Source organism: Rhodococcus sp. ACPA4 (assembly GCF_002300185.1).
Lineage (GTDB): Bacteria > Actinomycetota > Actinomycetes > Mycobacteriales > Mycobacteriaceae > Rhodococcus_F > Rhodococcus_F globerula.
The window spans coordinates 3,916,973-3,935,556 of record NZ_NSDY01000001.1; the positions used below are offsets into that span (position 1 = coordinate 3,916,973).

22 protein-coding genes and 1 tRNA gene are annotated in these 18,584 nt (G+C 61.1%); 12 read left to right on the forward strand and 11 right to left on the reverse strand.

What is annotated here, in order from left to right:
- Window positions 1-10 precede the first annotated feature (10 nt).
- The 3 genes from CJ178_RS17780 to CJ178_RS17790 are packed head-to-tail and all read left to right on the forward strand — an operon-like array spanning window position 11 to window position 2,263.
- Window positions 11-847, forward strand: a complete 837-nt coding sequence (locus CJ178_RS17780) for a mycofactocin-coupled SDR family oxidoreductase (protein WP_095887260.1) — start codon at window positions 11-13, stop codon at window positions 845-847.
- A gap of 43 nt (window positions 848-890) precedes the next feature.
- Window positions 891-2,033 (forward strand): Rieske 2Fe-2S domain-containing protein, encoded by a 1,143-nt coding sequence (locus CJ178_RS17785; protein ID WP_033233432.1) that lies wholly within the window; start codon window positions 891-893, stop codon window positions 2,031-2,033.
- On the forward strand, window positions 2,030-2,263 hold the full coding sequence (locus CJ178_RS17790; RefSeq protein ID WP_095887261.1) for a hypothetical protein: 234 nt from the start codon (window positions 2,030-2,032) through the stop codon (window positions 2,261-2,263). Before CJ178_RS17785 ends, CJ178_RS17790 begins: the two co-directional genes overlap by 4 nt.
- A 5-nt stretch (window positions 2,264-2,268) precedes the next feature.
- Here CJ178_RS17790 and CJ178_RS17795 read toward each other — a convergent pair whose 3' ends face one another.
- From CJ178_RS17795 to CJ178_RS17805, 3 genes are read right to left on the reverse strand one after another with little or no spacing between them, the layout of a single operon-like run.
- A complete protein-coding gene (locus CJ178_RS17795) occupies window positions 2,269-2,892 on the reverse strand; it encodes a LutC/YkgG family protein (RefSeq protein ID WP_092804248.1) in 624 nt (207 codons plus the stop codon).
- Window positions 2,889-4,409, reverse strand: coding sequence for a LutB/LldF family L-lactate oxidation iron-sulfur protein (locus CJ178_RS17800; RefSeq protein WP_095887262.1), 1,521 nt, complete (start codon window positions 4,407-4,409; stop codon window positions 2,889-2,891). The genes CJ178_RS17795 and CJ178_RS17800 overlap by 4 nt, the downstream gene beginning before the upstream one ends.
- Window positions 4,406-5,155: a (Fe-S)-binding protein gene (locus CJ178_RS17805; RefSeq protein ID WP_095887263.1), complete on the reverse strand. Its 750-nt coding sequence runs from the start codon at window positions 5,153-5,155 to the stop codon at window positions 4,406-4,408. Before CJ178_RS17805 ends, CJ178_RS17800 begins: the two co-directional genes overlap by 4 nt.
- A 184-nt stretch (window positions 5,156-5,339) precedes the next feature.
- Between CJ178_RS17805 and CJ178_RS17810 the strand changes: the two genes are divergently transcribed.
- The 3 genes from CJ178_RS17810 to CJ178_RS17820 all read left to right on the forward strand — a co-directional run bounded on the left by CJ178_RS17810 (window position 5,340) and on the right by CJ178_RS17820 (window position 7,868).
- A complete protein-coding gene (locus tag CJ178_RS17810; protein WP_033233442.1) occupies window positions 5,340-7,007 on the forward strand; it encodes an L-lactate permease in 1,668 nt (555 codons plus the stop codon).
- Between the two features lie 22 nt (window positions 7,008-7,029).
- The gene (locus CJ178_RS17815) at window positions 7,030-7,740 is read left to right on the forward strand and encodes a FadR/GntR family transcriptional regulator (protein WP_095887264.1); all 711 of its coding nucleotides are present in this window, start codon (window positions 7,030-7,032) and stop codon (window positions 7,738-7,740) included.
- Between the two features lie 54 nt (window positions 7,741-7,794).
- Window positions 7,795-7,868, forward strand: a tRNA-Met gene (locus CJ178_RS17820).
- A 60-nt stretch (window positions 7,869-7,928) separates the two neighbouring features.
- On the opposite strand, the gene CJ178_RS17825 is transcribed toward CJ178_RS17820, so the two are convergent.
- Both CJ178_RS17825 and CJ178_RS17830 read right to left on the reverse strand, forming a co-directional pair.
- A complete protein-coding gene (locus CJ178_RS17825) occupies window positions 7,929-8,501 on the reverse strand; it encodes a peroxidase-related enzyme (protein ID WP_095887265.1) in 573 nt (190 codons plus the stop codon).
- Between the two features lie 47 nt (window positions 8,502-8,548).
- Entirely contained in the window at window positions 8,549-9,103 is a 555-nt protein-coding gene (locus CJ178_RS17830; protein ID WP_257013249.1) for a MarR family winged helix-turn-helix transcriptional regulator, read from the reverse strand.
- 69 nt (window positions 9,104-9,172) lie between these two features.
- Between CJ178_RS17830 and CJ178_RS17835 the strand changes: the two genes are divergently transcribed.
- Window positions 9,173-9,898, forward strand: coding sequence for an SDR family NAD(P)-dependent oxidoreductase (locus CJ178_RS17835; RefSeq protein ID WP_095887267.1), 726 nt, complete (start codon window positions 9,173-9,175; stop codon window positions 9,896-9,898).
- 16 nt (window positions 9,899-9,914) lie between these two features.
- Here the strand turns inward: CJ178_RS17835 and CJ178_RS17840 are convergent, their stop codons facing one another.
- A complete protein-coding gene (locus CJ178_RS17840; protein WP_095887268.1) occupies window positions 9,915-10,634 on the reverse strand; it encodes a dienelactone hydrolase family protein in 720 nt (239 codons plus the stop codon).
- A 163-nt stretch (window positions 10,635-10,797) separates the two neighbouring features.
- Between CJ178_RS17840 and CJ178_RS17845 the strand changes: the two genes are divergently transcribed.
- A complete protein-coding gene (locus tag CJ178_RS17845) occupies window positions 10,798-11,001 on the forward strand; it encodes a cold-shock protein (RefSeq protein WP_003939930.1) in 204 nt (67 codons plus the stop codon).
- Window positions 11,002-11,057: 56 nt separating this feature from the next.
- On the opposite strand, the gene CJ178_RS17850 is transcribed toward CJ178_RS17845, so the two are convergent.
- From CJ178_RS17850 to CJ178_RS17865, 4 genes are all read right to left on the reverse strand, one after another.
- The gene (locus CJ178_RS17850) at window positions 11,058-11,810 is read right to left on the reverse strand and encodes a Clp protease N-terminal domain-containing protein (RefSeq protein ID WP_095887269.1); all 753 of its coding nucleotides are present in this window, start codon (window positions 11,808-11,810) and stop codon (window positions 11,058-11,060) included.
- Between the two features lie 58 nt (window positions 11,811-11,868).
- Complete coding sequence (locus CJ178_RS17855; protein WP_245005850.1) at window positions 11,869-12,633, reverse strand: alpha/beta fold hydrolase; 765 nt, start codon at window positions 12,631-12,633, stop codon at window positions 11,869-11,871.
- A gap of 76 nt (window positions 12,634-12,709) precedes the next feature.
- Entirely contained in the window at window positions 12,710-13,702 is a 993-nt protein-coding gene (locus CJ178_RS17860; RefSeq protein WP_033233456.1) for an ABC transporter substrate-binding protein, read from the reverse strand.
- Between the two features lie 124 nt (window positions 13,703-13,826).
- Complete coding sequence (locus tag CJ178_RS17865; protein ID WP_045065163.1) at window positions 13,827-14,465, reverse strand: DUF2461 domain-containing protein; 639 nt, start codon at window positions 14,463-14,465, stop codon at window positions 13,827-13,829.
- A 103-nt stretch (window positions 14,466-14,568) separates the two neighbouring features.
- On the opposite strand from CJ178_RS17865, the gene CJ178_RS17870 reads away from it, so the two are divergent.
- The 4 genes from CJ178_RS17870 to CJ178_RS17885 all read left to right on the forward strand — a co-directional run bounded on the left by CJ178_RS17870 (window position 14,569) and on the right by CJ178_RS17885 (window position 17,563).
- Window positions 14,569-15,405, forward strand: a complete 837-nt coding sequence (locus CJ178_RS17870) for a mechanosensitive ion channel family protein (RefSeq protein ID WP_095887271.1) — start codon at window positions 14,569-14,571, stop codon at window positions 15,403-15,405.
- Window positions 15,406-15,487: 82 nt separating this feature from the next.
- On the forward strand, window positions 15,488-16,099 hold the full coding sequence (locus tag CJ178_RS17875; protein WP_218833754.1) for a formylglycine-generating enzyme family protein: 612 nt from the start codon (window positions 15,488-15,490) through the stop codon (window positions 16,097-16,099).
- Window positions 16,100-16,148: 49 nt separating this feature from the next.
- Complete coding sequence (locus tag CJ178_RS17880; RefSeq protein WP_092804281.1) at window positions 16,149-16,991, forward strand: alpha/beta hydrolase; 843 nt, start codon at window positions 16,149-16,151, stop codon at window positions 16,989-16,991.
- Window positions 16,992-16,996: 5 nt separating this feature from the next.
- A complete protein-coding gene (locus CJ178_RS17885; RefSeq protein WP_095887272.1) occupies window positions 16,997-17,563 on the forward strand; it encodes a nucleotidyltransferase family protein in 567 nt (188 codons plus the stop codon).
- Between the two features lie 108 nt (window positions 17,564-17,671).
- Here CJ178_RS17885 and CJ178_RS17890 read toward each other — a convergent pair whose 3' ends face one another.
- Entirely contained in the window at window positions 17,672-18,559 is an 888-nt protein-coding gene (locus CJ178_RS17890) for an SDR family NAD(P)-dependent oxidoreductase (RefSeq protein ID WP_095887273.1), read from the reverse strand.
- Window positions 18,560-18,584: the final 25 nt, after the last annotated feature.

Consider the following 18,584-nt stretch of genomic DNA (forward strand, 5'->3'; position numbering starts at 1 on the left):
AGGAATCACCGTGGACGAATTCGAAGGCAAAGTTGCACTGATCACCGGAGCCGCACGAGGCCAAGGACGTTCTCACGCAGTGTCTTTTGCCGAGCGAGGCGCCGACGTCGTCATTGTCGATCGGTGCGAAAATCGTGAGACCGTCACATACCCCATGGCAACTGTCGAGGACCTGGACGAAACCGCACGGCTGATCGAGAAGACCGGACGCCGCGCGCTGATCGTACGGGCCGATGTGGCTGATCGAGCTGCGATGGACAGCGCGGTAGCGCAGGGAATCTCAGAATTCGGCCGTATCGACATCGCTGTCGCCAACGCCGGAGTGTCCGCAACGGGTGCCGTCCAAGCAACCTCGACGGCGCTGTGGGACGAAACAATCGGAAGCAATCTCACCGGAGTGTTCAATACCATCGGCGCCGTAGCACCGGGGATGATCGAACGCGGATACGGCCGGATCATCACCATCTCGTCGATGCTCGGCCGCCAAGGTGCAACAAACACCGCAGCCTACGTCGCGTCCAAGTGGGGCGTCATCGGGCTGAGCAAGAGTTCTGCGCTCGATCTCGCGCAGCACGGAATCACCGTCAATGTTGTTGCGCCAGGGAATATCAGCACTCCCATGATCCACAACGACAAGCTCTATCGGCACATGCGCCCCGACCTCGAATCCCCCACCGCCGACGATGTGGAACCCATCTTCCGGTCACTGCACAGCCAGCCTGTTGCCTGGCTTGATCCCTTCGAGATCACGCGCGCGGTGCTCTTTTTCGCGGCCGAGGGCAGCGCCCACATCAGCGGAACAGTCATGCCGGTCGACGCCGGTAACGCTGCCCGCGTCACCGGCTGATCACGCATCGCTCGAACAGTATTCGACCAAAGGAGCCTCACAAATGACAACATCAGTACCCGACTCAGACGACGCTATCCGCGAGATTCAGGCCGGCGACGCCCCCACCCGATTTGCTCGCGGCTGGCACTGTCTTGGCCTCTCTCGCGAATTCAACGACGGAAAACCACACTCGATCAACGCTTTCGGCACCAAGCTGGTCGTCTTTGCCGGCGAGAGTGGTGACCTGAAGGTGCTGGACGCCTACTGCCGCCACATGGGTGGCGATCTGTCGCAAGGTGAGGTCAAGGGCGATTCGGTAGCGTGCCCATTCCATGACTGGCGTTGGGGCGGCAATGGTAAATGCACAGGAATCCCCTACGCCCGCCGTGTACCTCCGCTGGCCAAAACTCGCTCCTGGCCGACGCTCGATCAGGACGGAATGCTGTTCGTCTACAACGACCCCGAAGGCAATCCCCCGCCGCCTGAGGTAGCACCGCCGCGCATTCTCGGCGCACTGTCCGACGAGTGGACGGATTGGAAGGGCTTCAAGCAGATCGTCGTCAACACGAACTGCCGCGAACTCATCGACAATAACGTCGACATGGCTCATTTCTTCTACATCCACAAGTCATTTCCGACGTACTTCAAGAATGTCTTCGAAGGCCACGTCGCGGCTCAGTACATGAACGGCGTTGGCCGTGACGATTTTCGTCGGCCCGCCGCGGCCGGTGAACCGAAACTGTCGGGAAATAGTTCTTCGGCAGCGTATTACGGCCCGTCGTTCATGATCGACGAGTTGACGTATCACTACGAGAACTTCGATATCGAGTCGATTCTGCTCAATTGCCATTACCCGATCGACGAGAACAGTTTCGTTTTGACGTACGGCGTGATCGTCAAGAACTCCGAGCATCTCGACGGTGAAGCCGCGACCAGTATGGCCGAGAGCATGAGCGGGTTCATCAGCACCGGTTTCGAGCAGGACGTCGAGATCTGGAAGAACAAGGCACGCATCGACAATCCACTCCTCTGCGAACAGGACGGGCCGGTGTACCAGCTTCGCCGTTGGTACGAGCAGTTCTACGTCGACGTCGCCGACATCAGCCCGGACATGGTGGCCCGCTTCGAATACGAACTCGACACCACACGTCCCGTCGAATCGTGGCGACAAGAGGTTGCCGACAACATGGCAGCACGTCAGTGAGCGAGGCTGTTCAGATCACCTGTGGGACATGCTCGGCCGAGGTTGTGGTGGAGAAGTTCAGTTGGCACCACACAACGGTGCAGTGGGACGCGGCGACGCTGTCCCACTGCACTGAACTCGGCGTTCCCGCAACCGCGACGCATGACATCGCCCCGATGCGCAGCTGCCCACAGCTACGCGACGCGATCAACGTGGCGGCAGTCGAAGGGAAGTTCGGCGACCTCGACTGACCCCCTCAGTCGACGATCACGACATGCAGATTTCGTGGGCCGTGAACACCTTCGACGCGCTCGAGTTCGATATCGGAAGTTGCCGACGGCCCACTGATCATGGTGGTGGGCCGTTCGGGGGTCAGCTTTGCCATCGCCTCGGGCACACCAACTTCCACGCTTGCGCGATGAACGACGCAAATGTGGGTATCAGGCACCAGAGTCAATGCGCGACGCCCCTGATCCGGACCGGCATCGAGAAAAATGGTGCCGGTCTCGGCGCAGGACACTCTGGACCCCGTAACCACCGCGTCCAGTCTCTCGAGCTCCGGCGCAGGCACCTCGGAGCTGTCGACCACCAGTTCGCCGCTGAAGCCGGCAACCCAGGAGCGGTCAAGGCCGACAGGTATACCCACGGTTTTCAGATCGTTCGCGATGAGAATGCCGTTGATCGTCTCCGCGATATCTGTTGTGCTGCACTGATAGACATGCGCCTTGTAGTCCACCAAACGGTCGACAAGAAGCTCGATGCGCTCGGCATCGGGCAAGGTTCTGCCGGTGCGGTAGTGGCGCGGGATTTCGGCATCGCGAGCCGGAGCCAGTGTGATGGCGTCACGGATACGTCCGAGCACCACTTCGCGTGAGTTCATTTGCCTGCCTTACCTTCGCGACGAGCCTCGTCCAGCGCTGCTCGGCCTTCGTCGGAGTCCCACCAGGACCGGAAGGTCTGCTTGGGCGGCGCCGGGATATCCCTGGCCGCGGTCCAGCCGTTCAGCGGCGGCGGAAGCGTCGAGATCTTGCCCTTCTTGCCGGCTACGATGCGGCCCAGCCCAGCGGCCTTCTGCGCGGCAGTCCAGCGCGTCGACGAGGACATCGCGAACGAGGCTGCCTTCATCGCCACCGATTCAGCCGTCACACCGGCCTGTTCCACCTTCTGGTGTCTCAATTCGACAAGCAGCGAAGGGATATCGATCTTGACCGGGCAGGCGTCGAAGCATGCGCCACACAGGCTCGAGGCAAAGGGAAGCGTCGAGTTGGGGTCGTCTTTGCCGTGCATCCCGGCCAGCTGCGGTGTGAGCACTGCGCCGATCGGTCCCGGATACGTTGATCCGTAAGCGTGTCCACCCGTGCGCTCGTAGACAGGGCACACGTTGAGGCAGGCCGAGCACCGAATGCAGTTGAGCGCCTCGCGGCCGATCTTGTCGGCCAAGGCGGCTGTGCGGCCGTTGTCGAGCAGCACAAGGTGAAACTCCTGTGGGCCGTCACCGGGCGTGACACCGGTCCACATCGAGGTGTACGGGTTCATCCGCTCACCCGTCGAGGACCGCGGGAGAAGTTGGAGGAAAACCTCGAGATCCTGATACGTCGGCAGGATCTTTTCGATGCCCATCACGGTGATGAGAGTTTTCGGCAGCGTCAGGCACATGCGTCCGTTACCCTCGGACTCCACGACAGTGAGCGTTCCGGTATCCGCGATCCCGAAGTTTGCACCCGAGATAGCTACCGGGGTGGTCATGAACTTGTGGCGCAAGAACTTTCGCGCAGCGCCGGCAAGGTCGGCCGGATTGTCCCCGAGATCGGGGTCCACATCCGGCATCTCACGCAGGAAGATCTCCCGGATCTCGGATCGATTGCGATGGATCGCGGGAACCAGAATGTGCGACGGTTTGTCGTGGCCGAGTTGAACGATCAGTTCGGCTAGATCGGTCTCGTACGCCAAAATTCCCTGGGTTTCGAGGTGTTCGTTGAGTCCGATCTCCTGCGTTGCCATCGACTTGACCTTGATGACCTCGTCGGAGCCGGTAGCTTTGACAAGCTCGGTCACAATGGCGTTGGCCTCGTTGGCATCTGCCGCCCAGTGAACGTGTCCGCCGCGAGCGATGACCGCAGCTTCGAACTGTTCGAGCAGTTCAGGCAACCGCGCCATGACGTCCGTTTTGATCGCAGATCCGGCGTCGCGCAACTCTTCCCAGTCCGGAAGCTCACCCGTTACATTGAGGCGCTTGGCGCGAATGGTGTGCGTGGCCTTGCCGATGTTGCGTCGTAGTTGCGCATTGGCCAGCTCGTGATGCGCTGCGACGGGGAACTTTTCGGTTCCGCGCAGAAATCCCGCACCTTCGGGCGACCTCGGGGGAAAGCTGGGTAGACCCAGCGTCACGGCGCTCATGCGTGCACCCGGCTTTCCACAGATGCCAGGATCTCAGCGAGGTGAATGGTCTTGGCACCCATCTGCAGTCGCGACATTCCGCCGCCGATATGCATGAGACAGGACGAATCTCCGGCGCTGCAGAACTCTGCGCCGGTGTCGGCCACATGGCGAATCTTGTCGGCCAACATGGCCGTCGACGTCTCGGCGTTCTTGATGGCAAACGTGCCGCCGAATCCGCAGCAGGAATCGGCTTCGGGGAGGTCCACCAGGTCGATGTCGCGAACGTTGCGCAGCAACTGGAGCGGCTTGTCGCCTACTCGCAGCATGCGCAGCGAGTGACAGGTCGGGTGATAGGTGACCCGGTGCGGGAAGTACGCGCCGACATCAGTGACATCGAGAACGTCTACGAGGAATTCGGAGAGTTCGTACGTCTTTGCCTTCACCGTCTGCACCTGCCCACACAGTGACGCTGTGCCGTAGCGCTCGGCAACAATCTCATGCTGATGCCGGACCGAGCCCACACACGAACCCGACGGCGCGACAACAGCGTCGATCGACGTGTCACCGAACGTATCGGCGTAGTTCGCGACCAGCGGCAGCGCGCCCGGCTGATAGCCGGTGTTGACGTGCATCTGCCCGCAGCAGGTCTGTCCGGGCGGAAACACGACGTCGTGCCCAAGACGGGTGAGCAGGAGGGCGGTGGCCTTGGCCGCATCAGGAAACATCGTGTCCCCGATGCAGGTGGCGAACAGCGCTACTCGCATGTGATCTCCGCAATCTTTCGGTGTGGTCAGACCACAGTAAAGCACGGTCAGCGCCACAAGGAACCCGAATACCCCGAAAAAACAAAAAATCCACACAATGCTCGATTGTGAGCCGGGTCATGGTGTACGTTCCTGTGGTCCGACCACACAAACCGTCATTCAGACCGCCTGTCAGGAGATACCAGTGGCTACCGAGCTACTCGCGGTGACTTTCACACCGTCCACTACCGCGATCGGCGGGTCGTTGACCGCGTCGGCGCTCGTCGGGCTGCTTCCCCTGGCGACGTTCTTCGTCCTTCTGACCGGATTCAAACTCAAAGCCTGGTACTCCGGACTCGGCGCGCTGGCAGTTGCCGCGATCGTGGCTGTCGTCGGCTTCGACATGCCCACGTCGCTGACAGCACTCTCGGCTCTCCAAGGCATCACCTTCGGGCTCTTTCCGGTCATGTGGATCGTGGTCACCGCCATTTGGTTCTACGAATTGACAGTCGTCAGTGGACGTTTCGAAGACTTGAGACGCGTCTTCAATACCGTGGGCCGGGGCGATATGCGCGTGCAGGCAATGCTCATCGCATTCTGCTTCGGCGGAATGCTCGAAGCGCTCGCAGGTTTCGGAGCTCCCGTCGCTATTACCGGCGCCATGCTCATCGCACTCGGCATGCCGCCGATCCGCGCGGCCGTGACCGTCCTGGTCGCCAATACGGCACCGGTTGCCTTCGGCGCCATGGCAATTCCGATCACGACGGCCGGTAACCTGACGGGCATTCCCGCTACCGAGATCGCAGCCGTCGTCGGTCGTCAGACTCCGATCCTGGCACTGTTCGTACCGCTTCTGCTTCTGTTCCTGGTTGACGGAAAACGCGGAATGAAGCAGGTCTGGCCCATCGCATTGGTCACCGGTGCCGTTTTTGCGCTCGCACAGTTCTGGTGCTCCAGCCACTTCTCGTACGAATTGACCGACGTCGTCGCATCTCTCGCCGGCCTCGCGGCTGCGGTCACGATGCTCCGCTTCTGGCATCCCGCCACTCCCGACGATCAGCGTTCCAAGGTCGAGCCCGAAAAGCTCAGTCCGTCAAGAACCTTCCTGGCACTTTTCCCCTACCTTCTCGTAGTCGTGGTCTTCGGCGTCGCCAAGCTCTGGACCGCCGGATTCGACCTCCCCGCCTGGCTGAGCAAGACCGATCGCAAGGTCGAATGGCCAGGTCTGTACGGAAATCTGCTGACCGACACGGGAACTCCCTCGTCGAGCGCGATCTACACGTTCTCGTGGCTGTCGAACCCCGGCACGCTGCTCTTGATCTGCGGCATTATCGTCACAGCCGTGTACGGATTCTGGACTCACGGCGGACGATTCCCGTTGACCGCCAGGCAATCGCTGACCACGTTCGGTACGACAGTCGTGAAGATGCGTCTGGCCATTGCGACGGTCGCCACTGTGCTCGGCTTGAGCTACGTCATGAACCAGTCCGGACAGACCGTCTCGATCGGCACCTGGCTGGCCGGCACCGGCGCTGCATTTGCCTTCTTCTCTCCCATGCTCGGCTGGCTCGGTACTGCCGTGACCGGTTCAGACACCTCCGCAAACGCCCTGTTCGCCAAGCTGCAGCAGGTTGCTGGACAAACCGCGGGCATCGATCCGACATTGTTGGTCGCGGCCAATACATCGGGTGGTGTCGTAGGAAAGCTGGTCAGCCCGCAAAACCTGACGATCGCCGCGACCGCAGTCGGCCAGGTGGGCAGCGAGCCCATCCTGCTGCGCAAAGTCATCGGATACAGCCTCAGCATGCTGCTTATCCTCTGCACGCTCGTGTATCTGCAGTCCACACCGGTCCTGTCGTGGATGCTCCCGTAAGCGCCACCTAGGCTCTTGGCTCATGCCCTCCGATTCGAGTCCACGCGCGTGGGAACAAGTACTGACGCACCTGGAGAAGCGGCTGACCTCGGGAGAAGTCGTCCCGGGTCAGCGGCTTCCGGGTGAGCGCATTCTGGCGGCCGAACTCGGCGTCGGCCGATCATCGGTACGCGAGGCTCTGCGCGTCATGGAAGCACTCGGACTACTCAAAGCCCAGACGGGATCCGGCCCGACCTCCGGTGCGATGATCGTGGCCCGCCCTACCGGCGGCATGACCATGCTGATGCGAATGCAAGTTGCCGCACAAGGGTTTCCGGTGACAGATGTAGTGAAGACGCGCCTGGTTCTCGAAGCCGAGGTCATGCAGGAACTTGCGCGGACGCAACCCACTCCGAACCTGGGAGCAGCCGTCGAATTGCTCGAATCCATGGACAACCTTGATCTCAGCGCACACGAGTTCTTGATCCTCGACGCACAATTCCACGTTGCGCTTGCCGATGCTGCCGGCAACCAGGTTGTCGCGGCCATGATGACGGGGCTGCGCGAATCCATCGAGGCGTACGTCCTCTCCGGAGTGAACCTGGAGTCCTGGCCAACCACGTGCTGCCGGCTCCGGAATGAACACCGCGGAATAGTCGACGCCGTGCAGGCCGGAGATCCTGAGTTGGCGCGCGAACGCATCACCGGTCACATCCGTGGGTACTACGCGGAGAGCACCCACACCGGGGCCTGAACGCGGGTTGGTAATTGCACCCATTTTTGTAGTGTAAGGTTGGTTTCACACCGACGCGGGGTGGAGCAGCTCGGTAGCTCGCTGGGCTCATAACCCAGAGGTCGCAGGTTCAAATCCTGTCCCCGCTACAAAGTGAAGGCCCGTAGGTTGCGCAAGCAACCTACGGGCCTTTTGCTGTGCGCACCAATTCAGGAACGAGCCACCCGGCCCATCAGATAGAACTCCGGATTCGGCATCATCCCCGAGAAACTGGCCATTCTGTTGCTCAGGCCGAAGAACGCGGTAACAGCAGCGATGTCCCAGGCGTCCTCGTCACCGAAGCCATGTTTGTTCAACGCCTCGAAATCCGCATCGCAGATCTCGTACGACGCGGAGTTGACCTTGGTTGCGAAGTCGAGCATCGCCCGCTGACGATCGGAGATGTCCGCTGTCCGATAGTTCACTGCCACCTGATCGGCAACCAGCGGCTTCTTTTCGTAGATGCGCAGGATCGCACCGTGCGCGACCACACAGTACGTGCATTTGTTCGCCGCTGAGATGGCGGTAACGATCATTTCACGATCACCCTTGGTGAGCGCCGAGTCTTCCTTGAGCATGATCGCGTCGTGGTAGTCGAAGAAGGCCCGAAACTCTGCCGGACGACGCGCGAACATCAGGAACACGTTGGGCACGAACCCTGATTTTTCCTGAACAGCAAGGATTTTGGCAGCGATATCCTCGGGCACGTCGGCCAGCTCTACTTGCGGAAAACGGTCGGTCACGGTGCCTCCTGGGCTGTCAGCCAATGATCAAATTAAGATAATCACCATTAACTGAGTTGTCCAGGGGCTCCGACATGCATCGCACCCGGATCCCCTAGTTCGCCATGCAGTCCGCCCAAGAAGATCCGCAACAACTCCGTGAGTTGCGCCTGCTGGGGAGCAGACAACACCGAAACCAAGTCGGCCTCGCGGCCGAGCACGCGGTCGACCAATTGCTCCACCACCTCATGTCCCGCGGCCGTCAGCGACACGTCGACAACCCTCGACCCCGACTTCGCCGACCGCTCCACCAAACCGGCAGCTTCAGCCCGAGCCAGCCTTTGTGAAATTGCGCCTGCCGTCACTCCGGTCCGTTCGGTGATCTGACGGGTCGTCAATCGATACGGCTCCCCAGCTCTCCGCAAGACGCTCAGCAGATCAAGCGTTGCCGTATCTGCGCCCGCGGCGGCGAGGATTCGCCGTCGGTCCTCACCGAGGAGTTTTGCGCACGCCCACAGCCTCGTCACGATGCCGATGCCCTCGACCGGAGTTCCCGGACGCTCACGCAACCAGGCCAAGGCAATCGCGTCGACGTCGTCGTCAGGGTCCAAGCCACCAGTCACATTGCACCTCATTTAGATCTAAATGATACGTTCTCGTATAGACCTAAACGTAGCTCACTGGAGGAAGACATGACACGCACAGTTCTGGTCACCGGCGGCGGAACCGGCATCGGCCGCGCCGTAACAGCCGCATTCGCTCAGAGTGGCGACACAGTGTTCATCACCGGACGACGCACCGGACCGCTCGAGCAGACAGCAAGCGAACTGGGCTCGAACGTTCACGCCGTAACCTGCGACAACTCTGACCCGAAGGATCTGAAGCGGCTACAAGACACGCTCCCGGCAAACCTCGACGTCGTAGTGCATTGCGCGGGCGGTAACACGGACTTCGATCGAGAGGCGCCGTCGGATCTCGATACCTTGGCCGCCGGATGGCGAGCCAATCTCGATTCCAATCTATTGTCGGCGGTTCTGACCACTGCTGCCGTCCGCGATCGCCTCACCCCCGGCGGCCGCGTCATCACTATCGGATCCATCGCCGCAGACAAAGGTGCGGGTGCCTACGGCGCAGCCAAAGCTGCTGTCGCAACCTGGAATATCGACCTTGCCGCCGAATTGGGGCCACTGGGAATCACCGCGAACATAGTTTCTCCCGGCTACATCGCCGACACCGAATTCTTCCGTGACGTTCTCACCGACGCTCGACGGGAGGCACTGATCGAAGTCACGAGCACCAAGCGCGCCGGGACTCCGGAAGACGTCGCTGCCGCAGTCCTCTTCCTGGCCTCGGCTGGCGCCGGACAGATCACCGGTCAGGTAATCGCGGTCAACGGCGGAGAACGAACAAGTCGTTGATCTAGCCGCCGTTGATCTAGCGCAGATGACGGCCGAAGAACGCGTCGATTCTCCTCCAAGCATCTTCTGCCGCAACCGGATCAGGGCCCATCCCGAGGATTCGCTCCAGCGGACGCAGCACCTTGGGACCGGCTTCGGCATCGTTGAGGAACGCGTGTCCGGCCGTCGGATATTCCTTGATGTCGTGTTCGACGCCGGCCCTGTTCAGGGCGGTTTCCAGTTTCAGCGCCGCACCCCGCAAGGTGACGTCCTTGCCGCCGAAGCTACCCACCAGCGGGCATGAATCTGCCACTGCCGCATCAAGTTTTCGCGGGAGCTGTCCGTAGTTGACCGAAGCGACGTCAAAATCTTCGGCGCTGATCAGCGCGAATCCGCCGCCCATACAAAATCCGATGACACCGATCTTCCCGGTGCAGTCCGCGGATTCGACCAGCCAGTTTCGTGCGACCCCGATGTCGGTAAACGCCCGCCCCTGCCCGCGGAGCATCGACGTCATCGTCGGTACGAGGCAGCGCCTCGCCCCACCCGCGCTGTACAGATCCACGGCCAACGTCAGAAAGCCGGCGGCAGCGAGGCGCTGCGCTTGCCGCCGCATCACGTCGTCGAGCCCGAAGGCCTCGTGAATCATCACCACACCCGGCCACGGGCCCGGCGTAGCCGGAGTTTCGAGGATGCCGCGAAGCGGTTGGGATCCGCCGACAACTGCGGCGCGGGCAGTCAGATCGATGTCCACCATCACCCGATCGTATGCATTTGCTTGGAAAATGTGCCCGATTCACCCCATCTGAAGTGCGTTTTCGCACGCGGGCGTGCGCCCTGTTGCGCGGCATGGGAGGATGGGGGAATCGAGATCGGGACTTCGATGTGAAACCCGGATCGATTTTGTAGGGAGTATTTGTATGGCACAGGGCATCGTGAAGTGGTTCAACGGCGAAAAGGGCTTTGGTTTCATTGCTCCCGACGACGGAACACCGGACGTGTTCGTTCACTACTCTGAGATCTCAGGCAACGGCTACAAGTCGCTCGACGAGAACCAGCGTGTGGAGTTCGAGGTTGGCCAGGGCCAGAAGGGCCCCCAGGCCACCAATGTGCGCGCTGTCTAGTCAGTGACACAAGAAGAGGGTCGTACCCGCAAGGGTACGGCCCTCTTCTGTTTCTCCTACTGCTCTTGATCGTCCGCACGGGCTTCGATCACAGCAGCCACCGCGGCCTCGATATTCGATTCCGCGACAGCTTTGTCGACGCCGAGGTCGCTCAGAACACCGGAACCGTCCTCGAGTTCCAGCAGTGCTAGCAAGATGTGTTCGGTTCCGATGTAGTTGTGCCCCAAGCGAAGAGCCTCACGGAAGGTCAGTTCGAGAACCTTCCGGGATTGAGCGTCGTACGGGATGAGTTGCGGCAACTCCTCTGATTCGGCCGCAGGCAAAGCCTCTACGATGGCCGTGCGCACTGCGGCAAGTTCGATCCCCTGCGCTGCAATTGCCTGCGGTCCTAACGCTTCCGGTTCGGCCAGGAGCCCGAGAACAAGATGTTCGGGTCGAATCTCCGCATTACCGGCCGCTCGGGCTTCGTTCTGCGCAGCCATCACAACATTCTTGGCACGAACCGTGAACCGACTGAAACCGTCTTCGGGAACCATCAGCTTGCCCTCACCAGCCGCTTTCGGCACAAAACGCTTCTGCGCGGCTTGTTTGGAGACGCCCATGCTCCGACCGATGTCGGTCCACGACGCGCCTGAGCGCCGCGCCTGGTCTACGAAGTGACCGATCAGGTGATCAGCTACTTCACCGAGATGATCAGCGGCAACCATTGCGTCGGACAATTGATCCAACGCGTCGGTGTGAACTTTCTTGATGGCGGCGATGAGGTCGTCGAGACGGACTTGGTTTGTCATCTTCACTGGATCACCCATGCGTCAACCATAAGTTGACGCACGAGAATCGTCAACCCTGGGTTGACGATCGGCGGCTTCAGGAAAAGAACTCGCGCAACACCGGCACCATTGCATCGTCGGACACACCGTGTGCCTGCCCTGGAATCTCCAGCGCCTTTGCTCCCCCGATCCTTTCGCTGATTCGCGCCGCCGAGGAGCGGCCCCACTGGCCACTGTCACCGCCGTGCATGACCAAGGCGGGGACGGCGGCCGAGGTCAGCCAATCGAGCGACTGACTGCCGTGGTTACAGATGGCGACGTCGTACGGCAGGGTGTGAGCTATGGCGCACATGCCTGGCCAGTCCGAACTCTGCTTCATCTCCTCGACCATGTGCGACGACGCACCGGTCAGTGAGAGGAACCGGACCACCGCCCCCTCCTTGTCTCCGGCGGCAACCAATCGCCAGAGGTCACCTAGCGCGGCCGCATCCGACTGACCTTCGTCCATGTACGGCGCCTCGTAGACGGCAAGCTTCCTCATCGGAACGCCCTGCGCCGCAGCTTCCAACGCCAGTGCGGCACCCGACGAAAGCCCGTAGACCAGCGGCACCTCCCCGGTAGCGGCGATAACGGCGCGCAAGTCCTCCACCTCGGCCCCGATGGAATATGCACTGCCGTCGCCGCTGTCTCCGCGACCACGCCTGTCGTAGGAGTACACGGTGAAATCTGCTGCCAGCTCTGCAGCCAGGGAGTTGAACCACTGCCGATCGCAGAACGCTCCGGCGACAAGAACCACTGCTGGTCCTGCGCCGGAGCGTTCGTACGCGATCATTGTTCCGTCCGCGGAGCGCACTGTGTCCATGACCATCTCCTAGGGTTGGAGGACATCTCCTTCCCTGATTAGACCGCCGCAGACTCCAGAAGTCACCGATTCGGCATCAGCTGATTTTGGCGTACAGAGCATCCCACCCCTGGGCGACGTACGAAATGGTGTAGATCGAACCGTAGAAAGTCGATCCGCCGAGGTTAGTGACGTTGCCCGCCTGCACCGCCGGGAGTCGCTGCCACAGCTTGCTGGCCACCAACGCCTGATACGCCGCACTGTCCTCGTCCTCGGTGATCATGAAACCGTCGACGCCGGCCAGTACGTCCAAACCCTCGAGGCTGACGCCGCCTTCCGGATCCAGACCTTCCGCAGTGACGGTCTTTCCGCCGATATCGCCGAGCGTCATGTCGCTGGGCTTGTCGCCCTTTTCCGACGTACGAATACTGGTGACGTAGAGAGTGTTGGTGTCCGGCAGGAATGACACACTCGCAACCGTCTTCGACGCGATCTTCTCGGCATGACGCGATTGAATATCCGCAATGAGGTTGTCGTAGTCGAGAATCAGCTGGTCGAGCGTCTCGGTTCGGCCGAGCCAGCCCGACAGCCTGGTGAGGTTGGTTCGCCAGTCGTCGGTGAACTCGGTGGTGAGAACCGGTGCGATGGTCTGCATTTCACCAACGGGCCACCACTCACTTTCATAGTTCAGGCACACGATCAAGTCAGGTTCGAGCGCAAGAATCTGCTCACGATTAGGGATTTCGGACAGGAAAGGCACCGATGCGTCGACGGGCACCCAGGGCGTGGCCTGCGCATAGGTGTATCCGACCAGCGGAAGCTCCAGCGCCACAGCAGGTTCGAGATCGAGCCGAGAGTCGATCGCGACCACACGCTTGGGCTCGACGGGAATGTCGTACGTTCCGAGCGGGGTGGTCACCGAGCGCATTTCGTTTGCGGCGGCACTACTTCCGCTCTCGCCGCACGCCGCGAGAAAAGCACCCAATCCGGCGATGCCTGCACCGATTCCGAATTGGCGTCGAGTCAGATTCGAGACGATGCGATTATCGGTGTACCCCCGCGGGAGCAGCAGGGTAGATGAAGCGGGCATGTGCGCGGACCTTCCAGAAGAACGTGATCATCCGCCCTTCGCAGGCGAATAAGGATGCCCTAATAGAGTACGTACCGCGCATCGTCGCGACCGGCCCAGAAGTGTTCGGTTCCGGCCACTGTTCTCAGTTTGCCCCCAGCACCTGCCCGGACCACTCGACCAACGGCGTCAATGCGCGCCACGCCTTGCGGACTTCCTTCAGCGTCCGAGGACTGTCCAACCACGACGGACTGGGATAGCTGCGGCCGGCCGTCAACGACTTGTGCCGCAACAGTTCGATGCGCGGATGATCAACGGTGTACCCGCGCGGCGCCGTCTTGAGCGTGTCACCACCCACCGTGAATCCGGCCTTGCGCACACCTGCGAGAATCTTCTCGAGTTCCGCACCTCGGACGGCGTCGTCGACCGCCGCTCGGTACCGCGCAATCGTTTCGGACGTGCTGGCGTAGAAGCCCCCGGCAACCATCAGGCCCGCCGCATCGATCTGAACGTAGTAGCCACAACTCTGCGCAAGGCCCACAAAAGCACCTTGGTGCGTCTTGTACGGAATCTTGTCCTTCGAGAAACGCACATCGCGGTACGGCCGAAACAGTTTGGCTGTGCCGAACTCGTCTTCCAATTCCGTGACCAACGCCGCCATCGGTCGACGAACGATCTCGTCGTACGTCTCCTTGTTGGCCGCCCACCACACCTTGCTGTTGTCCGCTTCGAGATCCTCGTAGAAGTCGAGTGCAGCAACAGGTATTCCAGTGAACGCAGCCATGCGTAAAGCGTAGTCGTACCGGTTAGAGAGGCCATCACCTCCCGATGTGAGCCATGCGCTGCAGTGATGCCCCGATCGGGCAGAATCCGTAGACTGCGTGGGGATGATTTCCGAAATGCAGGCCTGGCAACTGACCGATACCAATCGAGACTGGCTCATCCACCGACCCATCGAAATCGCGATCTATGTGGTGCTGGCGGTAATTCTGCGATTCGCTCTGCACCGTGTGATCGATCGAATGTCGAACGGGCGCAAGCCTTCGGTGAACGCACGCAGGACACAGCGTGCCCGCACCATTGGTTCCGTCCTCAAATCGACCGTCTCCATTGTCATCCTGGTCTGGTGTGTGCTGCAGATTCTCGGGATCCTGGGTGTCAACGTTGCACCGTTCATCGCCTCTGCCGGCGTCATCGGCCTGGCCATCGGTTTCGGCGCACAAAATCTGGTGCGTGACTTCCTCTCCGGAATCTTCATGCTGCTCGAGGATCAGTACGGCGTCGGTGACGTCGTAGATCTGGGTGATGCGGTGGGCACGGTAGAGACCGTCGGTCTGCGGGTCACCACGGTCCGAGATGCAAACGGAACCTTGTGGTACTGCCGTAACGGTGAGATTCTCCGAGTCGGAAACATGAGTCAGGGCTATGCGACCGCTGTACTCGATCTCCCCATCGCTCACAACGCCAACGTGCACCGAGCATGCGAAGTCGCAACACGAGCGGTTCTCGAGGCCGCTGAATCCGACTCCATCCGATCGGACATGATCGAAAAACCGGAGATGCTGGGAGTCAATTCCGTTACTGCAGAATCGATTACCATCCGGATTACCGCGCAGGTCAAACCAGGCCGGCAGTGGGCAGTCCAGCGTGCATTTGCCCGCTCTGCCCTGACTGCGTTCGAGCAACACGGGATCGAGGCGCCATACCTACCGATCCTCCGCTGAGCAAAACTATTGACGCCGGTGCCTTCGACAGATGCAATTACTCGAGCACAGAGGGAGTTACGTGAGTACAGCGTCGGAGTTGATGGTCGACATACCCGGCGGCGTGGTCGATCTGCGTGACGACCGCAAGGCCATCCATTGGAGCGTCGACATCGCTCCCTTCCGGATGGCTCGATACGTCACGACCGTGCGCGATTCAGCGAATCCCAAGGTCAACGTGTCCTGGATCGACGCGATCGCAGCGTGCAACAACCTGTCAGCGCAGGACGGACTGACACCTGCCTATCACGACCTCGACAGTGAATCTCCGACGTGGGATCGCACATCGAATGGCTACCGGCTCCCCACCGAAGCGGAATGGCAGTACGCCTGCAAAGCCGGGACTCCCGGGTATCGCTACGGCCCGATCGATGAAATCGCCTGGTACGAAGCAAACTCCGGTGACACTTGCCATCCTGTCGGATCGAAGGCCCCGAACGCGTGGGGACTTCACGACATGATCGGCAACGTCTGGGAATGGTGCTGGGATCTCTACGACCCGGAGGTATACGGCACTTACCGCATCTTCCGCGGTGGCAGTTGGGCGGAGGTGGCGCGGGGTTGTGGCGCTAGCGTTCGGCGTCGTAGCCACCCGAGCTTCGCAATCGACGACTTAGGGTTCCGTATCGCCCAATCTGCCGGTCCCGGCGCATAACATGTGAAGAATCCGCACACCGGAACCGGTGGGGAGAGAGGGCACAACAATGCAGCGTGAAGAGTCGTCGTTCACCGGAGTGTCCGGCACCAAGATCGTTTACGACGTGTGGACGCCGGACCGTGAGCCCACCGGCATCCTGGTCCTGTGCCACGGACTCGGGGAGCATGCTCGGCGCTACGACCACGTGGCCGCGAGACTGGGCGAACTCGGACTGGTTGTGTACGCACCTGATCATCGTGGGCACGGACGTTCCGGCGGCAAACGCGTCCACCTCAAGGAGTTCTCCGACTTCACCGACGACGTCAACACCCTCTTCGGTATCGCCACCGCCGCCTATCCCGGCAAGGACAAGTTCCTTCTCGGCCACAGCATGGGCGGCGCGATTGCACTCTCGTACGCCCTGGATCATCAATCGGACCTCAAGGCATTGGCGCTCTCCGGACCTGCCGTGATCATCGCCACCGGTACTCCCAAAATCGTCATGCAGGTGGGCAAGTTCCTCGGCAAGTACCTCCCGGACGTTCCGGTCGAGAGCCTGGAAGCTGCGGCGGTGTCTCGCGATCAGAAGGTTGTCGACAAGTACAACGCAGATCCGCTGGTCCATCACGGCAAGGTTCCGGCCGGCATTGCGCGCGGAATGATCACGGCGGCAGAAGGATTCCCAGCCCGCCTGCCGTCGCTCACCATTCCCGTTCTACTGCAGCATGGTTCAGCCGACAGACTCACCGACCCGGCCGGAAGCAAGCTGGTCGCTGACCTCGCCGGCTCCCCTGATGTGACCCTGAAGGTCTACGACGGCCTGTACCACGAAATCTTCAACGAGCCTGAGCAGGAAGAAGTTCTGAACGATCTTGTCGAGTGGCTGCGCCCTCGCGTTAGCGGAGCTTAGGTTCGATGACACCATGCGGGATCCTCTTGGCCGCAGGCGGAGGATCCCGCATGGGCACACCAAAGGCGTTGAAGTTCGACGCCGACGACCGATCATGGCTACGCCGCGGTGTGTCGACTCTCCGCGACGCGGGCTGCGCGCCGGTCATCGTGGTGCTCGGAGCTCGAGCAGCCGACGCCGCAGCACTCCTGCTGCCTGAGTCCACGGATACCCTTGTGGTGGAATCAGACTGGCAGAAAGGCATGAGCGAATCACTACGCTCAGGCCTGGAGGCGGCACAGAACCTGGATGCTGTTGCCGCTGTCATCACGCTCGTCGACCTACCGGACCTCGACACCACGACCATCACCCGGGTGATCGGCCCGACGGTTCAGTCAGATGACCTCCGACGCGCTGTATTTCACGGCGCCCCAGGACATCCCGTTGTCATCGGCCGCGATCACTGGCCGGCCCTGATCGCTTCCCTGGCGGGCGACAGCGGCGCCAACGCGTATCTGCTCGCGCACCACGCCGATCACGTGGAGTGCTCAGACCTGAGCACCGGCCGGGATGTCGACTACCCGCAGGCCTGAGAACGGTCGGAGCCGTGTCCCGCCATTTCGACAACGCGTGGCGTACGCGGGCACTCCGTCCGCGTCCATCTGAGCAGCGGATGCTCTGCTGCTGTGCGCCGCCCGAGCTCACAAACCGGCCGGGGCGATGTTGGGATTCGCCCATGCAGGCGGTTCCCGGCGCGGCATCGAGCCCTGACCGTCCAGCGTCTTCACCTCGAGACCTTGATGCCAGGGAAAGTGCAAGCTGAACGCCACGAGCCCGGTCCGTTCATCGGCAGGAACAGTGCACATCGCGAAGACTGTCTCCACGAGGTATTCGACTGGTTCCGTCTCGTAGCCTGCAGGAAGGAGTGCCTCGGCGCCAGGCGTCGAAATAGCTGTCGACGGCCCAACCGCGTTGACTGCGATGTTGTCGTCGAGTAGTTCCGCTGCGAGGCCCTGAGTCAAGCGATGCAGGGCAGCTTTGGCTGCCGCATAGATGACGTCACCCGATGTCTTGTTGTACTCACGGAACGGCCTGATCGGACTCAGCCCTGTTGACGACCCGATGTTCACGATCCACCCCGCGCCGCGGGAACGCATGTGCGGAATTGCATTGTGCGCCAGCACGAAAGGTGCACGAATATAATGCTCCATGGTTCGGTCGAACGTCTCGAGCGACATCTTGTCGATGGTCGAGTAGTCTGCAAACCCCGCATTGTTGACCAGGATATCGATTCCACCGGTGGCCTCGACAACGCGGTCGATCAGGGTGTCACGCGCGTCGGCATCTTCCAGATCTGCCGGAATAGCCAGCGCTCTACCACCATTCACCTCGATCATCGCGATGGTCTCGGCAAGCGAGCCTTCGACTACGACGCTATCCCCGCCTCGAATCGCCGATGTCGGGCCGGACGATCGTGCGGTGACCACCACCGTCGCACCTTCGGCCGCAAGTCGGCGAGCAATAGCACGTCCGATACCGCGACTACTTCCGGTGACCAACGCCGTCTTGCCCGTCAATGACTTTGTCATTTGGTGCTCTCAGTCGTAGGTTTCG

Coding starts and splice junctions, on each gene's coding strand:
- CJ178_RS17885 (WP_095887272.1), top strand. CDS start 16,997: ATGACACCATGCGGGATCCTCTTGGCCGCAGGCGGAGGATCCCGCATG.
- CJ178_RS17835 (WP_095887267.1), top strand. CDS start 9,173: ATGACACGCACAGTTCTGGTCACCGGCGGCGGAACCGGCATCGGCCGC.
- CJ178_RS17880 (WP_092804281.1), top strand. CDS start 16,149: ATGCAGCGTGAAGAGTCGTCGTTCACCGGAGTGTCCGGCACCAAGATC.
- CJ178_RS17845 (WP_003939930.1), top strand. CDS start 10,798: ATGGCACAGGGCATCGTGAAGTGGTTCAACGGCGAAAAGGGCTTTGGT.
- CJ178_RS17890 (WP_095887273.1), bottom strand. CDS start 18,559: ATGACAAAGTCATTGACGGGCAAGACGGCGTTGGTCACCGGAAGTAGT.
- CJ178_RS17855 (WP_245005850.1), bottom strand. CDS start 12,633: ATGGACACAGTGCGCTCCGCGGACGGAACAATGATCGCGTACGAACGC.
- CJ178_RS17860 (WP_033233456.1), bottom strand. CDS start 13,702: ATGCCCGCTTCATCTACCCTGCTGCTCCCGCGGGGGTACACCGATAAT.
- CJ178_RS17800 (WP_095887262.1), bottom strand. CDS start 4,409: ATGAGCGCCGTGACGCTGGGTCTACCCAGCTTTCCCCCGAGGTCGCCC.
- CJ178_RS17865 (WP_045065163.1), bottom strand. CDS start 14,465: ATGGCTGCGTTCACTGGAATACCTGTTGCTGCACTCGACTTCTACGAG.
- CJ178_RS17850 (WP_095887269.1), bottom strand. CDS start 11,810: ATGGGTGATCCAGTGAAGATGACAAACCAAGTCCGTCTCGACGACCTC.
- CJ178_RS17840 (WP_095887268.1), bottom strand. CDS start 10,634: ATGGTGGACATCGATCTGACTGCCCGCGCCGCAGTTGTCGGCGGATCC.
- CJ178_RS17870 (WP_095887271.1), top strand. CDS start 14,569: ATGATTTCCGAAATGCAGGCCTGGCAACTGACCGATACCAATCGAGAC.
- CJ178_RS17805 (WP_095887263.1), bottom strand. CDS start 5,155: ATGCGAGTAGCGCTGTTCGCCACCTGCATCGGGGACACGATGTTTCCT.
- CJ178_RS17875 (WP_218833754.1), top strand. CDS start 15,488: ATGGTCGACATACCCGGCGGCGTGGTCGATCTGCGTGACGACCGCAAG.
- CJ178_RS17795 (WP_092804248.1), bottom strand. CDS start 2,892: ATGAACTCACGCGAAGTGGTGCTCGGACGTATCCGTGACGCCATCACA.
- CJ178_RS17815 (WP_095887264.1), top strand. CDS start 7,030: ATGCCCTCCGATTCGAGTCCACGCGCGTGGGAACAAGTACTGACGCAC.
- CJ178_RS17785 (WP_033233432.1), top strand. CDS start 891: ATGACAACATCAGTACCCGACTCAGACGACGCTATCCGCGAGATTCAG.